19 protein-coding genes are annotated in these 20,701 nt (G+C 71.9%); 9 read left to right on the top strand and 10 right to left on the bottom strand.

The genetic code is table 11. From position 1 onward, the window contains the following. Positions 1-10: 10 nt before the first annotated feature. The 3 genes from ACIB24_RS10400 to ACIB24_RS10390 are packed head-to-tail and all read left to right on the top strand — an operon-like array spanning position 11 to position 2,801. On the top strand, positions 11-379 hold the full coding sequence (locus ACIB24_RS10400) for a response regulator (RefSeq protein WP_398279221.1): 369 nt from the start codon (positions 11-13) through the stop codon (positions 377-379). After that, positions 376-699, top strand: a complete 324-nt coding sequence (locus ACIB24_RS10395) for an STAS domain-containing protein (protein ID WP_398279218.1) — start codon at positions 376-378, stop codon at positions 697-699. The genes ACIB24_RS10400 and ACIB24_RS10395 overlap by 4 nt, the downstream gene beginning before the upstream one ends. Next, on the top strand, positions 696-2,801 hold the full coding sequence (locus tag ACIB24_RS10390) for a chemotaxis protein CheA (RefSeq protein WP_398279215.1): 2,106 nt from the start codon (positions 696-698) through the stop codon (positions 2,799-2,801). The genes ACIB24_RS10395 and ACIB24_RS10390 overlap by 4 nt, the downstream gene beginning before the upstream one ends. Before the next feature lie 10 nt (positions 2,802-2,811). On the opposite strand, the gene ACIB24_RS10385 is transcribed toward ACIB24_RS10390, so the two are convergent. From ACIB24_RS10385 to ACIB24_RS10370, 4 genes are read right to left on the bottom strand one after another with little or no spacing between them, the layout of a single operon-like run. Next, a complete protein-coding gene (locus tag ACIB24_RS10385; RefSeq protein ID WP_398279212.1) occupies positions 2,812-3,942 on the bottom strand; it encodes a cytochrome P450 in 1,131 nt (376 codons plus the stop codon). After that, a complete protein-coding gene (locus ACIB24_RS10380; protein WP_398279209.1) occupies positions 3,939-5,342 on the bottom strand; it encodes an ABC1 kinase family protein in 1,404 nt (467 codons plus the stop codon). Before ACIB24_RS10380 ends, ACIB24_RS10385 begins: the two co-directional genes overlap by 4 nt. Further along, positions 5,248-6,918, bottom strand: coding sequence for a GGDEF domain-containing protein (locus ACIB24_RS10375; protein ID WP_398279206.1), 1,671 nt, complete (start codon positions 6,916-6,918; stop codon positions 5,248-5,250). The genes ACIB24_RS10380 and ACIB24_RS10375 overlap by 95 nt, the downstream gene beginning before the upstream one ends. Beyond that, positions 6,915-8,075, bottom strand: a complete 1,161-nt coding sequence (locus tag ACIB24_RS10370) for a hypothetical protein (RefSeq protein ID WP_398279203.1) — start codon at positions 8,073-8,075, stop codon at positions 6,915-6,917. Before ACIB24_RS10370 ends, ACIB24_RS10375 begins: the two co-directional genes overlap by 4 nt. Positions 8,076-8,212: 137 nt before the next feature. Between ACIB24_RS10370 and ACIB24_RS10365 the strand changes: the two genes are divergently transcribed. Genes ACIB24_RS10365 through ACIB24_RS10345 form a run of 5 tightly spaced genes read left to right on the top strand, consistent with a single transcriptional unit; the run spans position 8,213 to position 13,759 of the window. Then, positions 8,213-9,037, top strand: coding sequence for a hypothetical protein (locus ACIB24_RS10365; RefSeq protein WP_398279200.1), 825 nt, complete (start codon positions 8,213-8,215; stop codon positions 9,035-9,037). Between the two features lie 2 nt (positions 9,038-9,039). Next, positions 9,040-9,537: a signal peptidase I gene (locus ACIB24_RS10360; protein ID WP_398279197.1), complete on the top strand. Its 498-nt coding sequence runs from the start codon at positions 9,040-9,042 to the stop codon at positions 9,535-9,537. Beyond that, entirely contained in the window at positions 9,534-11,822 is a 2,289-nt protein-coding gene (locus tag ACIB24_RS10355; RefSeq protein WP_398279194.1) for an RCC1 domain-containing protein, read from the top strand. Before ACIB24_RS10360 ends, ACIB24_RS10355 begins: the two co-directional genes overlap by 4 nt. Positions 11,823-11,852: 30 nt before the next feature. Continuing rightward, complete coding sequence (locus ACIB24_RS10350; RefSeq protein WP_398279191.1) at positions 11,853-12,719, top strand: crotonase/enoyl-CoA hydratase family protein; 867 nt, start codon at positions 11,853-11,855, stop codon at positions 12,717-12,719. Positions 12,720-12,721: 2 nt separating this feature from the next. Then, positions 12,722-13,759: an LLM class flavin-dependent oxidoreductase gene (locus tag ACIB24_RS10345; protein ID WP_398279188.1), complete on the top strand. Its 1,038-nt coding sequence runs from the start codon at positions 12,722-12,724 to the stop codon at positions 13,757-13,759. Positions 13,760-13,844: 85 nt separating this feature from the next. On the opposite strand, the gene ACIB24_RS10340 is transcribed toward ACIB24_RS10345, so the two are convergent. Continuing rightward, positions 13,845-14,402 carry a dihydrofolate reductase family protein gene (locus tag ACIB24_RS10340; protein WP_398279185.1) on the bottom strand — a complete coding sequence of 186 codons (558 nt, stop codon included), beginning with the start codon at positions 14,400-14,402 and terminating at the stop codon, positions 13,845-13,847. 36 nt (positions 14,403-14,438) lie between these two features. Here ACIB24_RS10340 and ACIB24_RS10335 point away from each other — a divergent pair, with 36 nt between their 5' ends. Beyond that, a complete protein-coding gene (locus ACIB24_RS10335; RefSeq protein WP_398279182.1) occupies positions 14,439-14,801 on the top strand; it encodes an EAL domain-containing protein in 363 nt (120 codons plus the stop codon). Here ACIB24_RS10335 and ACIB24_RS10330 read toward each other — a convergent pair. The 5 genes from ACIB24_RS10330 to ACIB24_RS10310 form a co-directional block, all read right to left on the bottom strand. After that, entirely contained in the window at positions 14,798-16,420 is a 1,623-nt protein-coding gene (locus tag ACIB24_RS10330; protein ID WP_398279179.1) for a cation:proton antiporter, read from the bottom strand. The two genes, ACIB24_RS10335 and ACIB24_RS10330, sit on opposite strands and share 4 nt — an antisense overlap. 116 nt (positions 16,421-16,536) lie before the next feature. Beyond that, entirely contained in the window at positions 16,537-17,406 is an 870-nt protein-coding gene (locus ACIB24_RS10325) for a DUF559 domain-containing protein (RefSeq protein WP_398279176.1), read from the bottom strand. A 177-nt stretch (positions 17,407-17,583) separates the two neighbouring features. After that, the gene (locus ACIB24_RS10320; protein ID WP_398279173.1) at positions 17,584-18,414 is read right to left on the bottom strand and encodes a carbohydrate ABC transporter permease; all 831 of its coding nucleotides are present in this window, start codon (positions 18,412-18,414) and stop codon (positions 17,584-17,586) included. Continuing rightward, on the bottom strand, positions 18,415-19,353 hold the full coding sequence (locus ACIB24_RS10315) for a carbohydrate ABC transporter permease (protein ID WP_398279170.1): 939 nt from the start codon (positions 19,351-19,353) through the stop codon (positions 18,415-18,417). It lies immediately after the preceding gene. Next, a complete protein-coding gene (locus tag ACIB24_RS10310) occupies positions 19,350-20,696 on the bottom strand; it encodes an extracellular solute-binding protein (RefSeq protein ID WP_398279167.1) in 1,347 nt (448 codons plus the stop codon). The genes ACIB24_RS10315 and ACIB24_RS10310 overlap by 4 nt, the downstream gene beginning before the upstream one ends. Between the last annotated feature and the right edge of the window lie 5 nt (positions 20,697-20,701).

The following is a 20,701-nucleotide window of genomic DNA, read 5'->3' as shown; positions in this document are numbered from 1 at the left end:
AGCCCTCGACATGAGCAAGACCATTCTCGTGGTGGACGACTCGGCCTCGGTCCGTCAGGTCGTCGGGATCGCCCTGCGCGGTGCCGGTTACGAGGTCATCGAGGGGGTGGACGGGGCCGACGCGTTGAAGAAGCTCGACGGCCGCAAGGTGCACCTGATCATCTCCGACGTGAACATGCCCAACATGGACGGCATCACGTTCGTCAAGGAGACGAAGAAGCTGGCGGACTACCGCTTCACCCCGATCATCATGCTCACCACCGAGTCGGAGGAGAGCAAGAAGAAGGAGGGCCAGGCGGCGGGCGCGAAAGCCTGGGTCGTCAAGCCCTTCCAGCCGGCCCAGATGCTGGCCGCCGTGTCCAAACTGGTCATGCCGTGACCTCGTCGACGACGGCCGCCGCGCCCCTGACGCTGCCCGCGCCGCACGAGCTCACGGTCGCCCACGCAGCGGCGGTCAAGGACTCGTGGTTCGGCGCGCTGTACGCCGCGGAGCCCGTCACCGGCCGGACGGTGGAGCTCGACCTGTCCGAGGTGACGGAGCTGGACACGGCCGGTCTGCAGCTGCTGCTGATCGTGTACCGCGAGGTGGCGGCGCGGGGCGAGTCCCTCACGCTGGCGGGTCTGACGGAGCCGGTCCGCCAGGTCCTGCACCGGGTGGGGTTGCGCGAGGACCTGACGATCGGGGGTGGTGACCGGTGAGCTTCGAGGCCGAGATGGAGGCCGCCCTGGTCAATTTCCGGGTGGAGGCCGCCGAGCTGCTGGAGGCGATGGAGACCGGTCTGCTCGCGCTCGAGGGTGGCGACCACGACGCCGAGACGGTCAATTCCGTCTTCCGCGCGGCGCACACCGTGAAGGGGTCGGCCGGCCTCTTCGGCCTGGACGACATCGTCTCCTTCACCCACGTGATGGAGAGCGTGCTGGACCGGATGCGCGACGGGGAGATCGAGCCGTCCAGCGCGGTGGTCGGCGCCCTGCTGCCGTGCACCGACCACCTGGGGGCGCTCATCGCCCGGCTGTCGGGTGGCCCCGAGCCCGACCCGGCCGCCGGCGAGCGCCTGCTGAGCGCGCTGACCCCGTTCCTGGTACCCGGTCAGGCCTCGGCCGCAGACGTCGAGCCGGCCACCGAGAACGCCGCCGACGGCGGCCCGGCCGCCGAGGCGGCCGACGTTCTGGTGCTCAGCATCCGCTTCGGGGTCGAGTCGCTGCGCAACGGCATGGACCCCCTGTCCTTCCTCGGGTACCTGTTCACGCTGGGCCACCCGGAGGCCGTGCGCACCGTGCACGAGTTCCTGCCGGAGGCCGACGAGCTCGACGCCGAGTGCTGTCACCTGGCGTTCCTCGTGGCCCTGCGGACCGACGAACCCCTGGCGACGGTCCTGGACGTGTTCGAGTTCGTCGCCGACGACAGCGACATCCGGGCCCTGCCCGCGGGCGCCCCGCCCGAGGACGTCGAGGCGCTCGTGGACTCCTACGGCGAGCTGGCGGGTGTGGTGCGTGAGTTCCTCACGCAGATCACGCCGGTGGCGGCGGACGAGACCCCCGTACCCGCCGTCCCGGCCGTTCCCGCCGACTCGGTGGCGCCGGTCGCCACCCCGGCTGCGCCGGGCGGTGCGGCCCGGCCCGTGCCGGCCGCGCCGTCCGCGGAGGCCCAGTCGATCCGCGTGGACGCGGGGCGGCTCGATCGCCTCGTGGACGCCGTGGGTGAGCTGGTGATCGCCGGGGCCGGCGCGGGCATGCGCGTGCGCACCAGCGGTGACGAGCAGCTGGAGAACGCCTTCGCCGAGGTCATGCGCCTCGTGGAGGAGGTCCGCGACAGCACCCTCCAGCTGCGGATGGTGCCGATCGGGACGACGTTCAGCCGCTTCCAGCGCGTCGTGCGTGACGTCAGCTCGGCGCTCGGCAAGGAGGTCACCCTCGCGATCAGCGGCGGGGACACCGAGGTCGACAAGGCGCTGGTGGAGCAGATCGGCGACCCGCTCATGCATCTGGTCCGCAACGCCCTCGACCACGGTGTCGAGTCGCCGCAGGTGCGCCGTGAGCGGGGCAAGAACCCACGGGGCACGTTGACGCTCAACGCCTTTCACGACTCGGGCAGCATCGTGATCGAGATCAAGGACGACGGGGCGGGCATCGACGCGGCACGGGTGCACGAGATCGCGGTGCAGCGTGGGGTGATCGCGCCGGGCACGGTACTCACCGAGCAGGAGACCTTCGCCCTGATCTTCGAACCCGGTTTCTCGACGGCGCAACAGGTTTCCGACCTGTCCGGCCGGGGCGTGGGCATGGACGTGGTGAAGCGCAACGTGACGGCGCTGCGCGGCACCATCGACGTCAGCAGTCGGGCCGGTGAGGGGACGACGTTCCGGATCCGTCTGCCGCTCACCCTGGCGATCATCGACGGCTTCATGGTGGGGGTCGGCGACGCCACGTACGTGATCCCGCTGGACCGCGTGCTGGAGTGCGTCGAGCTGCCGGCCCAGAACGGGCGGCAGGAGGTCATGAACCTGCGCGGTGAGGCGCTGCCGTACGTCAGCCTGCGGTCCCTGTTCGGCCTGCCGGGCCACCGGCCGCGCCGGGAGAACGTCGTGGTGGTCGAGTACGCGGGCACCAAGACCGGCCTGGTCGTGGACACGCTGCGCGGCGAGTTCCAGACCGTGATCAAGCCGCTCGGGGACATGTTCGGTCAGGTCCGAGGGGTCGGCGGGTCGACGATCCTGGGCAACGGCGACGTGGCGCTCATCCTCGACATCCCGATGCTCGTGCAGCACGCCACCGAGGTGCTCGGCTCCGTCCCGGCCTGAGCCGAGGGGGTCACAGGTGGACCGGCAGCCGGACGGGTAGCGCCTCCAGGCCGTGGAAGGTGGACGACGCCCGCCACCTCGGGCTCGGATCGCGCCGCTGCGCGCCGGGGAACCGGGCGAAGAACCTCGTCAGCGCCTCGGCGGCCTCCAGCCGGGCCAGCGCGGCCCCGAGGCAGAAGTGGATGCCTGCGCCGAAACCGAGCCCCGCCGGGCCGTTCCGGGTCAGGTCGACCCGGTCGGGGTCGGGCCAGCGGCGCGGGTCGCGACCGGCGGCGTCGACCAGCAGGAGGACCTGGCTGCCCGCGGGCACCTGGACGCCGCCCACCGTCTGGTCGCCGAGCGCGGTCCGCCCGATGAGCTTCACGGGGCCGTGCAGGCGCAGCAGCTCCTCCACGGCCCGGGCCGGGTCGGCGTGCAGGTGCGTGACCTGGTCGGGGTGCTCCATCAGCGTCTGCGCGCCGTTGGCGATCAGGTTGGCGGTGGTCTCGTGCCCGGCCGCCAACAGCAGCACGCACGTGCCGAGTACCTCGTCGAGGCTCAGGTCGGTGGCCAGCAACGAGCTGATGAAGTCCGTGCCGACCGTGCCCTCCGGGCCGGCGGCCCGCCGCTGCGCCAGCACCGGGGTGAGGAACATCGTCACCTCGAGCGCGGCGGCCACGGCCTCCGAGAGATCGTCCGGGCCGGCGTCGATCTCCAGCAGTTTGACCAGGCGTGGGGTCTGCTCGAGGAACACCTCGGCGCCGTCGACCCCGACGTCGAGCAGTTCGGCGATCACCGCCATCGGCACCAGGTAGCCGAAGTCGGCCAGCAGGTCGACCTCCTCGCCGTCGGCGACGAGCGCGTCGAGCTCGTCCAGGCAGGCCTCGACGACCGCGGCCACCCGGGGCCGCAGCGCCTCGATGCTGCGGGCGGTGAACGAGGGCGCCACCAGCCGGCGCAGCCGGGTGTGGTCGGGCGGGTCGCGGAACAGCATCAACGTGCTGGGCACCTCGGTGGCCTCCGGCGGGGCCAGCGGGCTGTTGGCGGGGTCGCTGCTCCAACCGGAGCCGCGCAGCACGGCCGACGCCTCCTCGAAGCCGGTCACCACGAACGCGCCAGTCCCGGCGTCCCACCGGACGGGCGCCACGTCCACGGCGCTCACCGCGAAACCCGCTCTCGCCAGGCTGCTTCCAGCTCGCCGTAGGGTGTGCTCGGGGGAGCGTCGAGGTCGAGCTCCTCGCGGATGCCGGCCCACGCGCTGCTCGCGCCCAGGGTGCCCAGGACGGCCGTCATGCCCAGGTCGATGCGGGTCAGGGCCAGGTACTCGCCGGGCAGGATCAGCTTCTGCACCGTCTCGGCCCGCGGCCCGCGCGGCGAGAACTCCAGGTCGACCAGTCGGCCGGCGTACTCGGTCGTGTACCGGAAGGGCTGCGGCTCCAGCACGGGCGCCAGCGACTCACGCGCCCACTCCAGGATGCCCGCCGGGGTGGGGGAGTCGGCCGGGTCGACGAAACCCTGGTCGGCATAGAGCTTCAGGACCAGCTCGCCGTCACCGTCGATCGCCGCCTGCACGGCCCGGCGCATCCAGTCGACCTGCTCGGGGCTGAAGTGCTTCACGCACCCGAAGTCGAGGAACGTGACGGTCCCGTCGTCGTGGAACAGGTAATTGCCCGGGTGCGGGTCGGCGTTGAACACGGCCATCCGGCGCAGGCTGCCGAGGGTGAACCGGTAGATCGCCTCGCCCCACCGGTCCTTCAGCTCCTGGGGCGCGGACTGCGCGGCGGCCCAACGCATGCCGGTGCTGCGCTCGCTCGTCAACACCCGCCCGGTGCTGAGGTCGGGCAGGACGTTCGGGACCCGGATGAACGGGTGCCCGGCGTAGGCGTCGGCGAACGCCTGCTGGTTGGCGGCCTCGGCGCGGTAGTCGATCTCCTCGCCGATCCTCATCGTCACCTCACGGGCCAGCGACCGGGCGTCGGTGCGCCCCAGGTCGGGCAGCAGCCCACGGACCAGCTGGAAGAACGTGGCCAGCAGTTCGGCATTGGCCAGGTCGGCCCGGATCGCCTCGTCGACGCCCGGGTACTGCACCTTCACCACGACGTCGCGCCCGTCGTGGGTGCGGGCCGCGTGCACCTGCCCGATCGACGCGGCGGCCAGCGGTTCCGGCTCGAAATGCGCGAACACCTCGCCCGGCGGCGCCCCGAGCTCGGCGGCGACCACCCCGGCGGCGACGTCCGGGTCCATGGGCGGGGCGTCGTCCTGCAGGCGCGCCAGCGCGGCCTGGTAGACCGACTGCCTCCCGCCGTCCACCAGCGAGCCGAGCGAGACGAACGACAGGATCTGCCCGGCCTTCATCAGGACGCCGCGCGAACGCCCCAGCGACTCGGCGTAGCGCTGGGCCGCGCGCTCGCGCGAGGCCTGGTCGGATGCGTTCCCGCGCCGCCGGCGCAGGGCCGAGACGACCGCCTCACCCGCGGTCCGGCCGGTCAGCGCCACCAGCGGGGCGGCCCGCGCCACCCGCCCCGTGCGCACTGCGGGGGCGGGCCTGTCGTTGTTCGGCATGGGGCCAGTGTCCGACAGGGGTCGGACGGCCACCAGCCGCGGGGGCCCGGGGCCCTGGCACGGGGGTGGGGTACCCGGCGCGGACCTGGTTGCGGCCCTCCTGCTTGGCCCGGTACAGCGCCCCGTCGGCCGCCGCGACCAGTTGCGCGGGAGTGATCCCCGGGGTCAGCTCGGCGACCCCGAAGCTGGCCGTGACGGGCACCGGGCCCGGTGCGGCCTCGACGACCTGGCGCAGCTTCTCGGCCAGCACCTCCGCGCCGCGCTCGCGAGGCAGCAGGACGGCGAACTCCTCACCGCCGTAGCGGGCGACCGTCGCCCCCTGCGGGGCCGCCGCGACCAGCACCGCGGCCACCGCCTGCAGCACCTGGTCGCCCGTCTGGTGGCCGTAGGTGTCGTTGACGGCCTTGAAGTGGTCGACGTCGACCAGGACCAGCCCGCCGCGCCCGGCCGCGGCCATCGCGGCCAGGGTCGAGTCGAACCGGGGCCGGTTGGCCAGGCCGGTCAGCCCGTCCGTGGTCGCCGAGCGGCGCACCGCCTCGAACAGCACGGCCCGCGACATGGCCAGCGCCGCGGTCGCCGACGCCTGCCCGGCGGTGGCCAGCACCCGTCGGGTGACCCGGATGCCGCGGCCCCGGTGCTCGAACACGATCCACGTCCGGGTGGTGCCACCGACGCTCAACGGCAGGACGACGACCCGCCGGGCCCCGGGCAGGGCGCCGGCCAGCCAGGGGTCGAGGCGGGGGTCGAGGGTGAGGACGCGCACCGTGTACCCGGCCCGGTCGGCCAGGGCCAGCAGCGGCGACGGTTCGCGCCCCGCCGGGCGGTCGGCGACGACCGGGCCGACGGCGTGCAACGCGCTCAGCTCGCCCTCCGACCACTGGCAGGCCAGGACGCGTCCCGCGTCCAGCTCGCGGGCCACGAACCCCACCGTGCGGGCCACGACGGCCGAGGCCGCCTCGTCGCGGTGCAGGGCGGCGGCGAACGCCTGCAGGGCCTCCGCGTCGTAGCGGCGGCGGCGCAGCTCCCGCTCGTTCACCGACGCCGCGACGCAGGTGGCCAGGGTCAGGATCCAGATGAGCACCAGCTGCACGGCGAGGCCGTGCTGCTGCGGGGCGCCCGCCGGGAACAGGCCGGAGGCGGTGCCGCGGTCGTCGACGAGGATCAGGAGTGACTGCCAGATGGCCAGTTTCACGCCGGTCCGGAAAGAGGCCAGCAGGCAGGCGGCGGTCAGGAACGTGGCCAGCACGAGGTCGGCGCCCCAGGTCGGGCCCAACCCGTGCCGCACGACCTGCACCGCTACGCCGTCCAGGCACAGCAGCAGTCCGAACCCGGCCACGACGACCGAGCGCCACCGCACCAGGATCAGGGCGCCACCGGCGAGCGCCGCGCCCAGCACGTACGTGAGCGGCAGCACCAGCTGGGCCGGGGACGTGAGCCGGTCGGCGGCCAGCGCCACCGGGACCAGGAGGACGGCGAGGACGGCGCGCAGCGCCGACAGCAACGTCACCCGCACGGACAGGGGGACGACGTCCCCGCTCGCCGCCCGTCCGCCGGCGGTCGTCCCGGCGGCAGTCACAGGTCCTCGCTGCGCTGGTAGCGGACGGGGAACGGCAGGGTGAGGTCGCGGCCGGTGCGGGACGCGTCGGCCAGCTTCGGGTCACGCCGGTCGATCAGGTGCTGCATCAGCAGGAAGGCCAACGCCACCAGCACGGGCCCGAACAGGAACTGCGGCTGCTCGACGATGCTCTGCAGGGTGCGCCCGACGCGCAGCACGAACTCCGGCTGCAGGGTGAGCGCCGGCGTCCCGTCGCCCGCGCCCGTCCCGCCGGCCCCGCCCGAGCCGCCGGGGGCGATGATCGCCGGGGCCGTCGTCGCGCTGCCCGACGGGGTGGCCGCGACCGAGGCGTCCGGTGTGCCGTCGCCACCGATGCCGGGCGCCGTGGTCGGGGCGGTCGTCGGGTCGGAACCCGGGACGTCTCCGCTCCCGCTGTCCTCGCCGCCGGCGCCGCCGCCCGAATCGCCGCCCGAGTCGCTGCCGCCGTCCTCGCCGTCCTGGCTCCCGCCGCCGGAGCTGCCCGGATCGGCCGGGGTCGTCGTCGGGGCGGTCGTCGTCGGGCTGGTCGTGGGTGTGGGCGTGACGGACGGCGTCGGGGTGGGGGTCGGCGTGGGCGTGGGGGTCGGCGTGGGACTGGCCGGTGGGGTCGAGGTCAGCCGCCACGAGAACGTCGCCTGCGCGTGGTGCCCCATCGCGGTCACGGCCGTACCGGCGGGCATGGTCACGGTGAACCGGAAGGTACGGGCCGGGGTCTGGTCCGGCTGCCAGCCGGTGCTCACCCCGTCGCTGGAGCCGGAGAGGTCGGCCAGGTGGGCCAGCGTGCCGGTGTAGACCCGGCTGCCCGAGAACCCGGAGCAGTCGCCGTAGGAGCCGCCGCTGCCCGCGTCGATCGCCACGGTCAGGTCTGCGGCCAGGTCTCCGGTCAGGTTGTCGGCGGCGACCAGCACCCGGTCCCCGGCCACCGCGCCCGACGTCGAGATCGTGATGCACGCGCTCGCGCCGACCCCGGGAGACAGGTTGGTCAGGGCCGGGAACAGGGCGACACCGCCGCTGTCGTCGACGAGCGAGGCGGTGGCCGCGGCGCTCGAGGTGGGGGCGAACGCGGCCAGCAACCCCACGGCGCCGAGTGCGAGTACTCCGGCGGCCGAGGCGGCCAGCAGAGGGCGCGCGCGAACCACGAGATGCCCTCCGCCTCGGTGAGTGTTGTTTCCCCAGGAGGCATATCGGTTCGTACGGCCCTCCGGTTGAGGGTGCCGGGCACGCCCTGTGACCGTTCACCCGGGCGGATGCGGCCGGCCGGGTGAAGGGTGCGCGGATGGTGACCGGAGCGCTCATGTGTGCGCCCTACCCGCCGATGGATCTTGTGGCACTCGGGGTCGGCAGCGGTCAGACCGCGGCGGAGGAGATGGTGTCGGTGACCGGTCGGCGACTCGACCTGGTGCGTCCCGTGGCGGCGCGGCCTTCCGTCGTACCCGCGCAGCCATCCGTCGTGCCCGCACCGGCCACGCACGGCACCGGGCGCAAGATCGCCCTGACCCTGGCCCTGCTCGCGCTCGTGGCCGGCTTCGGCACGATCGGCTCGTGGGCCGCCTGGACGGTCAGCGACTCCAACTCGGGCAACACGTTCAGCACCAGCACCGTCCTGCTCCAGGACAACCAGGGCGGCCAGGCCGGCTCGGCGACGTCCACCGGTACGGCGATGTTCAACGTGACCAACCTGTCGCCCGGCTCGTCGGCGACCACGGCGTGCATCGGGGTGAACTTCTCGGGTGCCTCGGCGTCCACCCTGACCCTGGCGGCGACCTTGGGTGGGGCCGGCCAGTCCACGCTGCAGAGCGAGTTGACGATGAACGCCGCCACGTACAACACGAGCGGCACGGTCAGCGTCACGGGCGGGTCGAACACGAACAACGGCAGCTGCGCCAGCTATCCCGCCGGTGGCACGAACACCACGATCGGCAGTCAGGGGGCGACCCTGCAGAGCTGGGCCGCCGGCGGCCCGTACACGATCTCCTCGCCGGTCACGAACACCTGGTACAAGTTCACCGTCAGCGGGCTGCCGAGCGGCGACACCAACTGCAACACCTACTGCAACAAGACGATCACCGTGTCCCTCACGTGGACGCTCACCACGACGTGAGCGTGAGAGACGTCAGAGTGGTCGCGGACCGGGCGTCGACGGTCGCGCTGGGCCTGGCGCTGCTCCTGCTCGGGGGCCTGCTGTTCGCAGGCCTCGACGGGGTGCGGCCCCTGGTGATCCGCAGCGGGTCGATGACCCCGACGATCGGCGTCGGCGACGTCGTGCTGTCCCGGTCGGTGCCGGCCGTCTCGATCCGGGCCGGGCAGGTGGTCACGTTCCACGACCCGTCGCGGCACGGGGAGCTGGTCACCCACCGCGTGCGGGCCGTCTCCTACACCCCGTCCCAGGTGGACGTGGAGACCCGCGGGGACGCCAACCAGGTGTCCGAGAAGTGGAGCGTCCCGATCGGCGGCAGCGTCGGCCGGGAGGTGTTCGTCGTCCCGAAGGTCGGCCTGGTCGTCCCGTTCGCGCAGTCGCCGTGGACCCGGATGGCGGTCGTCGTACTGGTCTGCGGGTGCCTGGGAAGCGTTCTGCTGCGCAAGATCTGGGCCGAGGCATGAGAAGGGTCCTGACCGCGGCGTTGAGCCTGCTGACGCTCGTGGCCGTCGCGGCCGGCGTCCGGTTCACCGCGGCCGGGTGGAGCGCCGCCGACGCCAACCCCGGCAACACGTTCACCACCGGCACGTGGACCAGCCCGCTCAACGTGTGGGGGTGGGGCGCGAACGGGCGCACCAGCGTCCTGATGCCCGCGGCGAGCACCGGCACCGCCGGGGCCGCCCGGATGCCCGGCCCCGAGACCTGGTCGAGCGTGAGCGGCGGCTACACGTCGACCTGCGGCCTGACCACCGCGGGCGCGCTGTACTGCTGGGGCGACAACGCCTACGGCCAGCTCGGCGACGGCACCACGACCGACCGGTGGGAGCCGGTCGCGGTCGCGGCGGGCACGCAGTGGTCGAGCGTCTCCAAGGGGTACGTGAACACCTGCGCCATCAGGGCGTCCGACTCGACGGCCTGGTGCTGGGGGTACAACCCCGACGGCGAGGTCGGCGACGGGACGACGGCCAGCCCGGTCACCACGCCCGTCCAGGTCAGCACCACGGGGGTCAGCTCGTGGTCGATGCTGGCGGTCGGGCAGTACTTCACCTGTGGCATCAAGACCGACGGCACCCTGTGGTGCTGGGGCTACAACGCCAGCGGCCGGCTCGGCGACGGCACGACGACCAGTCGCAGCGTGCCCACGCAGGTCGGCAGCGGCACGTGGCTCACGGTCGACGCCGACTACCACAGCGCCTGCGCCGTCAAGGCCTCCGACCAGAGCCTGTGGTGCTGGGGGTACGGCGGCATCGGCCAGCTCGGCAACAACTCCACGGCCGACCAGTCCTCGCCGGTCACCGTCTCCGGTGGTGGCACATGGAGTTCGGTGGCGCTCGGCTGGGACCACGGCTGCGGGCTGAAGACCAACGGCACGATCTGGTGCTGGGGGTACGGCGGGCACGGCGACCTCGGCCGGGGCAGCGTGACCGACTCGTCCGTGCCCGTGCAGGAGAGCACCGGGTCCACGGCGTGGACGGCCCTGACCTCCGGTGGGTACTCGTCCTGCGCGCAGCGCAGTTCCGGCGCCCTGTACTGCTGGGGCGACAACGACCACGGCCAGCTCGGCGACGGCACGACCAGCGACCAGCAGACCCCGGTCGTCTCCGGCAGCGACACCACCTGGGGCTCGATCTCCGCGGGCTACAACCTCTTCTGCGGGGTGCGCGACGACCAGGCCGTGTGGTGCCAGGGCGACGACGCGCTCGGCCAGCTCGGCCAGCACTACAACACGTCGGTCGGGTCGCCGACCCCGGTCGGGGCCTCGGCCATGTCGTGGAGCACCGGGTCGGTCGGCTACGAGGGTGGCTGCGGCATCGCACAGGCGGGCACCATGTGGTGCTGGGGGGACAACACCTACGGTGCGGCAGGTCAGGGCGACACCGGAACCGACTACGACTACCCGGTGCAGGCCGGCTCCTCCTCGGCCTGGAGGTCGGTCTCGGTCGGCACCTGGACCGTCTGCGCGACGCGCACCGACAACTCTCTGTGGTGCTGGGGGACGGCGACCTACGGCCAGACCGGCGTCTCGGGCGCCACCGGGTCCATCACGACGCCGACGGCGGCCGCGGCCGGCACCTGGTCGAGCGTGTCGGTCGGTGAGACGCACACGTGCGGGGTGCGCACCACGGGCGCCCTGGCCTGCTGGGGCGACAACACCGACGGCGAGCTCGGCATCGGCAGCACGACCGATCAGGACACCCCGCAGGCCGTCACGGTGTCCGGCGTCAGCAGCTGGGCGAGCGTGTCGGCCGGCTACTACTCGACGTGCGCGATCGCCGCGACCGGCGCCAATGCGGGCAGCCTCTACTGCTGGGGTAAGGGCAACTCGGGGCAGATCGGCAACGGCGGCACCTCCGACGTGACCAGCCCGGCGAAGATCGGGTCGGCGACCTGGTCGGCCGTGACCGTCGGGCGGGCCACGGTGTGCGGTGTGCGGACCGCCGGCACCCTGTGGTGCTGGGGCCTGAACGACTACGGCCAGCTCGGCCAGGGCGGCACGGCGGGCACCCCCGCCTCGGTGAGCTCGCCGCAGCAGGTCGGGTCGGCGTCCACCTGGACGCAGGTCTCCTCGGGCTGGGGCATCTCCTGCGGGACCCGCGCCGACAAGAGCGTGTGGTGCTGGGGCCGGGACGACGACGGCGAGCTCGGCGACCGTGGCTCCACCACGGTGACCAGCCCGCAGCAGATCCCGGGGTTCACGGCCACCTGGCTGGAGTCGCACACCAGCGCCCGCACGACGCTGGCCATGTAGGCGCGCGCCACTCCTCGATAGTCTGCCGGGATGTTCGAGTTCATCACCCTGGAGCGCGGGGGCGTCGACGGCGTCGACAAGAGGGTCGCCACGCTGACCCTGAACCGGCCGGAGGCGATGAACGCCTACCACGTGGCGATGAAGGACGAGATCCTCACCGCCCTCGACGAGGTGGACGCCGACGACTCGGTCGCCGCGCTCGTCGTCACCGGGGCGGGGCGCGCGTTCTGCGCGGGCATGGACCTGTCGAACCCGGAGGCGTTCTCCCGCCGGGACGAGACCGAGGCCGAGCGCCGCCGCGACAGCGGCGGCTACATCGCGCTGCGGCTGTACGACCTCACCAAGCCGGTGATCGGGGCGATCAACGGGGCCGCCGTCGGCGTCGGGGTGACCATGACGTTGCCGATGGACATCCGGCTGGCCAGCACCAAGGCCAAGTTCGGCTTCGTCTTCTCCCGCCGGGGGATCGTGCTGGAAACCGCCTCGTCGTGGTTCCTGCCCCGGCTCGTCGGCCCGCAGCAGGCGGCCGAATGGGCCTACACCGGGAGGGTTTTCGACGCCGCCGAGGCCTTGCGCGGGGGTTTGGTACGTTCGTTGCACGAACCCGACGAGTTGCTGCCCGCTGCCTACGCGCTGGCCGAGGAGATCGCGGCCAACACCGCGCCCGTGTCGGTGGCGCTGAACCGGCAGCTGCTCCTGCGCGGTCTCGGGTACGACCACCCGATGCGCTCGCACATCGCCGAGTCGCGGGCGATGTACGAGCGGGGGCGGAGCAAGGACATGGACGAGGGCGTCGCATCGTTCCTGGAGAAGCGGTCGGCGGTGTACCCGAACACCGTCCCGGCCGACCTGCCCGACGTGTTCGACGACTGGGACCCGCCTGCTTTTAGGATCTGAGCATGCCGCTGCCGGGGGTACCGCTGGAGAAGCTCGGATTCCTGACCATCGGCCTGTTCGACGGCGCCGACCCGGGGCCCGGGCACGAGAGCACGCTGCAGGTCATCGAACTCGGCGAACGGCTCGGCTTCGACAGCGCTTGGCTGCGGCACCGGCACGTCCAGTACGGCATCTCGTCCCCCGTCGCCATCATGGCGGCGGCCTCGCAGCGGACGTCACGCATCGAACTCGGCACCGCGGTCACGCCGCTCGGCTGGGAGAACCCGCTGCGGCTCGCGGAGGACCTGGCCACCGTGGACGTCCTGTCGGGCGGGCGGATCAACCCGGGGGTCAGCGTCGGTCCGCCGATGCGCTGGGACGACGTCCGCGACGCCCTGTATCCCGACACCGCCGACGTCGAGGACTTCTCCTACGAGCGGGTCCTGCGGTTCCTGCGGTTCGTCCGTGGTGAGCAGGCCAGCACGTTCAGCGGGGTGCAGGGCATCGAGACGTTCTCGTCGCGGGTGGAACCGCACTCACCCGGGCTGGCGTCCCGGGTCTGGTACGGCGCCGGATCGCTGCGCTCGGCCGTGTGGACGGGGGAGACCGGGCTGAACCTGCTCGTCTCCAGCGTGGTCAAACCCGAGGGGGATGACGGCCCGTGGGACTTCGGGGCGATCCAGGCGGAGCAGATTCGCGCCTACCGCACCGCCTTCGCGGCGGCCCACCCCGAGCGCGGGGCGGGCCGGGTCTCGCAGGGGCTGGTCGTCGTCCCCACCGACTCGGCCACCGCGGCCCAGCGGGAGAAGTACGCGGCCTACGTCGAGTCGCGCACCGCCCGCACAGCCGAGCCGCAGGGGCCGGCGCGCCTGCTCTTCGCGAGGGACCTGCTCGGCACCAGCGACGAGATCGCCGAACAGCTTTACGCGCACGAGGGTTTCCGCGAGGTGAGCGAGGTGGCGTTCGCGCTGCCGTTCTCGTTCGAGCACGAGGACTACGTGCAGATCCTCACCGACATCGCCGAGCGCCTCGGCCCCGCGCTGGGCTGGTCAGCCGGCTGATCGTGGGGCCGACGCTCATCATTGGGGTACTCAGCGGCCCTTAGAGGGCGCCGAAAGTACCCCTATCTTCTTCTGAGGCCATAGGTCAGTGGGGGCCGCTGCTCGCGCGGCCGTACCGCTCGTACACGGCGGGGCCGAAGGAGCGGGTCTCCAGCAGCTCCAGAGGAACGGTCCTCGTGACCGGCGGCAGCAGGGGCGTCCCGCCGCCGACGATGACCGGCAGCCGGAAGATCCGGAACTCGTCGACCAGGCCGAGCTCGATCGCCTGGCCGGCCAGATTCGCGCCGCCGATCTCGACAGGCTTGCCTCCGGCCAGCGCCTCGTCCACCTCGTCCGCCACCGATCCCTGCGCGAGCCGCGCGTTGCCCTCCACGGACTCGAGCGTGCGGCTGAACACGATCTTGGGCAGGGCGGTCCAGATGTCGGCGAACGCGGAGAAGTCGTCGCTGCGGCGCATCGCCGGATCGGTCTCCCAGGCCCGCATGTCCTCGTAAAGCCTTCGGCCGCAGAGGTATCCGCCCAGCGAAGCGACCCGCTCGGTGTGGAACCGGAACAGCTCGTCGCTGGGGGCGCCCCAGTCGAAGCCGCCCTCGCGGTCCTTGATGAACCCGTCGACGGAGACGCTCATCGAGAAGATCAGCACGTGGCCACCCTAGGCCCGGATGTCTAGGTTGGCCCGATGGACGACATGACCCAGCGGTTGCTGGACGGGGCTCGCACTGCGGAGATCGTCGATCTGGACGGGGGCGCCCTCCCCGCGTCCGCGCTGCTCGACGTCCTGACCGGTGCGACGGCCGAGCGCGTCCACCCGCGCGGAGTGCGGGTGCGCAACGCCCGGGTCACGGGCGACGTCGACTGGGACACCCTGCGCCTGGCCGCCGACCTCGGGTTGCGGGCCGTCGCCGAGGGCGTCGAGGACGAGACCACGCTGGGGGAGCTGGAACGCATGGGGTGCCGGCACTTCCAGGGTTTCCTGCTCGGGCGGCCCGCTCCGGCCGGAGCCGTCCCGCAGCTGGCCCGGCGGGTCGACCTGCCGGTCTAGAGAGTCCGGGCCGCGGCCTGGCGGAGGTCGAGGTCCTGGACGGCGCGGCGGGCCGTCTCCTCGTCGATCTCGCCGAGCACCAGCCCGGTCTCGACGGCGTGCCGCTGGGCGTCGAACTCCTCGTCCGAGAAGGGTTCTGCGTGCTCGACGGCGCCCGCCACCAGTTCGCGGGCGCGGGCGCGCATCCGGGCGTCCTCCGCGTCGTCGGCCGCCGTGTCGAACCGCAACCGCCGGATCAGCCTGGGCAACGTCGTCCCCTGCACGAGCAGCGTTCCGAGGGTGACGATCAGCGCGATCGCGGCGATCGCGTCCCGGCCGGGAAAGGGCTCGCCCTCACTCGTCAGCTCGGGTACGGCGGCGGCTGCGGCCAGGGTCAGGATGCCGCGCATCCCGGTCCAGCCGACGACGACCGTCTCCTTCGCGGTGGGCGGGACCTGCCACGGCTGCGGCCAGGAGCCGTCGCGCCGGACGGGCGCCGGGAGGTCGCGTCCGTCCTCGGCGGGAGTGCCTCTGCGGAACCGCCGCTCGGCCCGCTCCCGATACCTCGCGTCGAGCCGGGCCCGCAGCGCGGGATCGCGCTCGAGGCGGCGCTCGACGGCGCGGTGCCGTAGCCCCCACCAGCCGAAGACGCCGGACACGTAGGCCATCCGGAACACGATCGCCACCACGAGCAGGACGCCGGCCGCGACCAGGGTGCGGCCCAGGCCGGGCCCGCTGTCGGCGTCCCGCAGGTCCTCCAGGACGAAGCGCAGCTGGAGGCCGATGTAGGCGAACACGAACGTCTCGAGCAGGAAGTCGAGCACCGGCCAGAGGTTCGCCTCGCGCAGCCGGGTACGGTACGCGCCGGCGTACTCGTGGTTCGGGTCGAGCGCGACGTTCACCGTGATCCCGAGGGCGGCCACCACGACGGCGAGGATGCCCGAGGCGTGCAGCTGCTCGGCGGCCAGGAACCCGGTGAAGGGGACCAGCAGGACGAAGGTGGTCTCGAGCGTCGGGTCGCCGAGATGCGGACGGATGAGCAGGGTCACCGTGACCAGGACCGCCCCGATCAGAATGCCGATCCCCGCGTTGTACGCGAAACGTCCGACCCCCGAACCGATCCCGGTCCGGTCGCCCTCGGTCGCGGCGACCGCGATGCTGAACAGGGTGAGGGCGGTCGCGTCGTTCACCAGGCTCTCGCCGGTCAGGATCGACACCACCCGCCGGGGCATCCCGAACTCGCGGGCCCCGGCGACGATCGTCGCCGTGTCGGGCGGGGCCAGCACGGTGCCCAGGGTCAGCGCGGCGGCCAGCCCGATGCCCGGCAGCAGCCACGAGGAGACCAGGCCGAGCGCCCCGGCGGTCAGGACGACGAGGGTCACCCCGAGCGTGAAGATCGGCCGCAGGTTCTGCCCGAGCCCCGTGACGTACGCGCCGCGCGCGGCCGAGTACAGCAGGGGCGGGACGACGAGCGCGAGGATGAGCTCGCCGTCCAGGACCAGGCGGGGCATGCCCGGGATGAACCCGGCCGCGGTGGCCAGCAGGACGATGACCATGCCGGACTGGACGCCGCGGCGCTTGGCGAACGCGGCGACCACCACCCCGGCCGCGGCGATGAGCAGGACCTGGACGCCGTTCACGAACCGTGAGCGTACGCGCTGAGACCAAGATCGCCGACCGGGTGCGCCAATCCCGAGTGGGGCTCGTGATCGGTGCACTCAGGCGGTGATCTTGAGGGCGGCGCGGATCTCGGCGATCACCTCGCGCGCCGGTTCACCAGGTCGTCCCAGGTGAACCGGAGCACGCGGTACCCGGCGTTGACCAGCGCGTTCTGGCGACGCCGGTCGTGCACGAAAGCGTTCCGGCCGCCGTGCGCCGCCCATCCGTCGACCTCGACAACGATTCGTTCCGCGGCGAACAACACGCCGGCCACCGCCACCATCACTCCGGCCACCCGGACCGGCTCGTTCGCCTCCCAGCCCGTGATCCGGCTGCGACGCAGCAAATCGTGGAGGCGATGTTCGGCGACGCTCGCGGCGCCCGTGCGCGTCAGGGCCAGGAGCGCGAGCAGGTTCGGTGTGCCGTCCCGGCCGAAGCGGGCCCGGGCAGCAGCCGCGAGCTGTGAACGGTCCAGCACGCCCCGCGTCGCCAGCCACCCCCAGAGGTCGATCGCCCGGTCGCGGGGGAGAACGGTCAGGCAATCGATCGCCGCGCGGGGGCGGTTGGTGACCGGGATCCCGTTGAACCGCAGCGTCTGGAACGGGGTCCAACTCCGGTGAGCGACGATTCCGCGGGTCCGGCTCTGACGGGAGACGAGGACGTGACCGGCGCGGTCGTCGGCCAGTGCGGAGTTCAGGTCGGCAGCGAGTGGGAAACCGTGCAGCCACCCCGCGGTCAGGTGGCTGACGACCCCGTCGGGCGCGGACAGGTGCGTGGCCCAGGCGAGGGCCGCCGGGGTCACCTGGTGACTCGCCTCGCACAGCCCTCTGCCGAGCAGCACCTTCCACTGCCCGTCGGCCAGCCGGCGCCGAATCCGGTAGTCGGACCACCCGGCCGCCCTGGCCTGCGCCCTGGTGAACACCCCCGCCTGGCGGCTCGATTGAGGTGGGACGCGAGTGTGGGTCATGTGATCAGCCTGGCCGGATCGCGAATTCGGTCGGCGTCGAAGCGGTTCCGCCTGTGCACAAGTCGCGCACCTGGCGGCTGTGGATGGGGGTCCCACCGGGCTAGATCATCGCGTGTGTGCGAGAAGTGCTAGTTCGACTGCGGGTCAGTGCACTGAGGCGATGATCTTGGCCGCCACCTACTTGCTGAAGCCGGCCGTGAGGCCGCTGACCAGCTGCCGCCGCCCCAGGACGTAGAGCACGACGATCGGCAGGGTGGCCAGGACGACTGAGGCGAGCACGGCCGGGATGTCGATCTGGAACTGCCCCTGGAAGGATTGCAGCGCCAGGGGGAGGGTCCGCTGACTCGGGCTCTGGGTCAGGATCAGCGGCAGGATGAACCCGTTCCACACGGTCAGGCCGTTGTAGATCGACACCGTGACCAGCGCGGGCCGCACGAGCGGGAACGCCAGGTTCCAGAGCGTGCCCCACTCGCTGGCGCCGTCCAGCCGCATCGACTCGAACAGCTCCTTCGGCACGTCGCGGATGAAGTTGGCCAGGATCAGCACCGACAGCGGGATGGCGAACGCGATCGACGGGAGCACGATGGCCAGCAACGTGTCGTACAACCTGAGCCTGATGATGATCAGGTACACCGGGATGACGACCGCCTGCAGGGGCAGGGCCAACCCGGCCAGGAAGAGGATCGTCGTCCAGCGCAGGAACCAGCCCGACCCGCGCACGATGGCGAACGCCGCCATGAACGAGATCGTGACCGCCGGGATGATCGTGCCGACCGTGACGATGACGCTGTTCAGGAAGTAGCGCGGGAAGTCCGACTCCAGCACCCGCTTGTACGGTTCGAGGCTCGGGTCGGGCGGGGGCCGCATGGTGTTGGTGGCGAAGTACGTGCTCTGGTCCTTGAAGCTGGTGATGATGATCCAGTAGATGGGCACGATCACGATCGCCAGCCACAGGATCGAGATCAGCGCACCGAGCCAGTTGGGACGTTGTCCGCCGCGGGTCCTCACCTAGGCTCCTTCCAGCTGGCTGTCCGACGCCGAACCGCCGCCGATGCGGCGGAACAGCAGCGACAGCCCGAGTCCGAACAGCACGAGGATCACGGCGATCACGCTGGCCGGGCCCATCTGGTTGCCCCGGAACCCGCGGATGTACATCTCCAGGGCCAGGGTGCGGGTCGCGTCGCCGGGCCCGCCGGCCGTGAGCACCCAGATCAGGTCGAAGAAGGTCAGGGACCCGACGACCATCAACGTCGACGACGTGACGATCGTGTAGCGCAGCGTCGGCAGCGTGATGCTGAAGAACGTGCGCACCCGGCCCGCGCCGTCCAGCTGCGCGGCCTCGTACAGCGACACGGGGATCTGCCGGATCGCCCCCTGGTAGAGCAGCGCGTGGAACGGGATGAACTGCCAGGACACGATGAAGATCAGCACGCCCATCGCGAGCTTCTCCCCGCCGAGCCAGTCCTGCGACAACCACGAGATGCCGAGTCCCGTGCCGAGCCCGAAGTTCGGGTCCAGCAGGCCCTTGTACGTGATGGCCAGCGCGGCCGAGCTGAACAGCAGCGGGATGAAGTAGACGACGGCGATCCACTCCCGGTACCGCTGGTGCCCGGCCAGGAACGCCCCGATCAGGACCGCGGCCGGGGTCTGCACCGCCCAGGACAGGACCATGATCAGGAACGTCACCCACAGGGCGTGCCGCAACGCCGGGTCGGTGAGCGTGTCGCGCCAGTTGCCGAGCCCGGCCGGGTGGATGGCCCCGATGCCGTCCCACTGGCTGAAGCTCAAGTAGAAGATCCCGATCAGGGGCACCACGCCGAACGCGACGAAGAACAGGAGCGCCGGGACCGCGAGGTAGTTGACCGAACCGCTCCGCCCGGCCCCACCGGACCTGCCGGACGCCGGGACGACGCGGGCCGCCTCGAGGCCGGGCGGAGCGACGGTCACTTGTTCGTGACCTTGTTGAGGTTGGTGGCGAACTGCTGCGGGGTGACCTTCAGCTGGAACAGCTTGGCGATGTTGTCCAGCAGCACCTCCGCCGCCGCCGGGCTGAGTGCCTGGTCCCACGACTGGGCGAAGACCTTGGCGTTGGCCGAGGTGTCGTAGATGAACTTCAGCCAGTCCGCGTCCTTGGCGCCGGTGAAGAGGGAGTCGGAGCCCTTGACCACCGGCACCGAACCGGTGCCCACCCACTCCTTCTGCTCGAACGCGGAGTTGACCTGGGTGGTGAAGAACTTCTTCGCGACCTCCTTCTCGGCGTCGGTGGCCTTCGAGGAGATCGACAGGTACTGGCCGGGGTTGCCGACCGTGTCGCTCGGGTCGCCCTTGCCGCCCTCGACCGGCGGGAAGTTCATGTAGCCGAGGTTGCCGCCCGAGACGAACTTGCCGCCCTGGTCCTTCATGCTGCCGTACGTCCAGGCGCCGTGGACCATCATCGCGGCCTTGCCGGTGTACAGCAGCGCCTGGTCGGCGTTCTGGTCGGCCACGGTGGAGGAGAAGCCCTTCTGGAAACCCTTGGCCTTGACCAGTTCCTGCGTCTTGGTGAGCGCGTCGATGGCCGCCGGGTTGTTCCAGGCGTCCTTCTCGCCGGCGAAGATGGCGTCGAAGACCTCGCTGCCGCCGATGCGGTCGAAGAGGAACTCGAGCCACATCATGTTCGTCCAGCGGGAGCCGCCGGCCAGGGAGAAGGGGGCGATGTTCTTGGCGTTGAAGCGGGGGACCAGCGACATGATCTCGGCCCAGCTCTGCGGCGGAGCCGCCTGGCCGATCTTGTCGAAGGCCTCCTTGTTCCAGTAGAAGACGATCGGCGTCACGGTCTCGGTCGGGATCGCGTACAGCTTGTCGTCGATGGTCGCCGCGCCGAACGCGGAGGGGAAGATCTTGTCCTTCACGGCGGCGTTTTCACCGAACCACGACGTGAGGTCCTCGACCTGCCCGGCGTCGACCCAGCTCTTCAGGCCACCGCCGCCCCAACCCCACATGATGGTCGGGGCCTGGCCGGCGCCCAGGGCCGTTTTGATCTTCGTCTTGTAGTCGTCGTTGGCGAAGAGCGTCAGCTTGATCTGGCTGTTCGGGTTGGCCTTGTTGAAGGCGTCGACGTTGGCCTGGCGCACGGTCTCCTGTGGCTTGCCCGACAGGCTCCACATGCTGGCCGTACCGGAAGCGGCTGAGCCGCTGCTGCTTTCAGAACTCTTGGGGCCCGAGCTGCCGCACGCGGCGACACCGGCCGCGACCGGCGCCGCCAGGGCGAGGCTGAGGAAGCTGCGTCGGGTGGTCTTCGAGAAATCCACGTTGA

The organism is Spongisporangium articulatum (genome assembly GCF_044465595.1).
Classification (GTDB): Bacteria; Actinomycetota; Actinomycetes; order Actinomycetales; family Kineosporiaceae; genus Spongisporangium; species Spongisporangium articulatum.
Note: the sequence above shows the minus strand (reverse complement) of the source record. Positions and strands in the feature narration are given on the sequence as shown.

Coding starts and splice junctions, on each gene's coding strand:
- ACIB24_RS10365 (WP_398279200.1), top strand. CDS start 8,213: ATGGTGACCGGAGCGCTCATGTGTGCGCCCTACCCGCCGATGGATCTT.
- ACIB24_RS10325 (WP_398279176.1), bottom strand. CDS start 17,406: ATGACCCACACTCGCGTCCCACCTCAATCGAGCCGCCAGGCGGGGGTG.
- ACIB24_RS10350 (WP_398279191.1), top strand. CDS start 11,853: ATGTTCGAGTTCATCACCCTGGAGCGCGGGGGCGTCGACGGCGTCGAC.
- ACIB24_RS10335 (WP_398279182.1), top strand. CDS start 14,439: ATGGACGACATGACCCAGCGGTTGCTGGACGGGGCTCGCACTGCGGAG.
- ACIB24_RS10380 (WP_398279209.1), bottom strand. CDS start 5,342: ATGCCGAACAACGACAGGCCCGCCCCCGCAGTGCGCACGGGGCGGGTG.
- ACIB24_RS10345 (WP_398279188.1), top strand. CDS start 12,722: ATGCCGCTGCCGGGGGTACCGCTGGAGAAGCTCGGATTCCTGACCATC.
- ACIB24_RS10400 (WP_398279221.1), top strand. CDS start 11: ATGAGCAAGACCATTCTCGTGGTGGACGACTCGGCCTCGGTCCGTCAG.
- ACIB24_RS10355 (WP_398279194.1), top strand. CDS start 9,534: ATGAGAAGGGTCCTGACCGCGGCGTTGAGCCTGCTGACGCTCGTGGCC.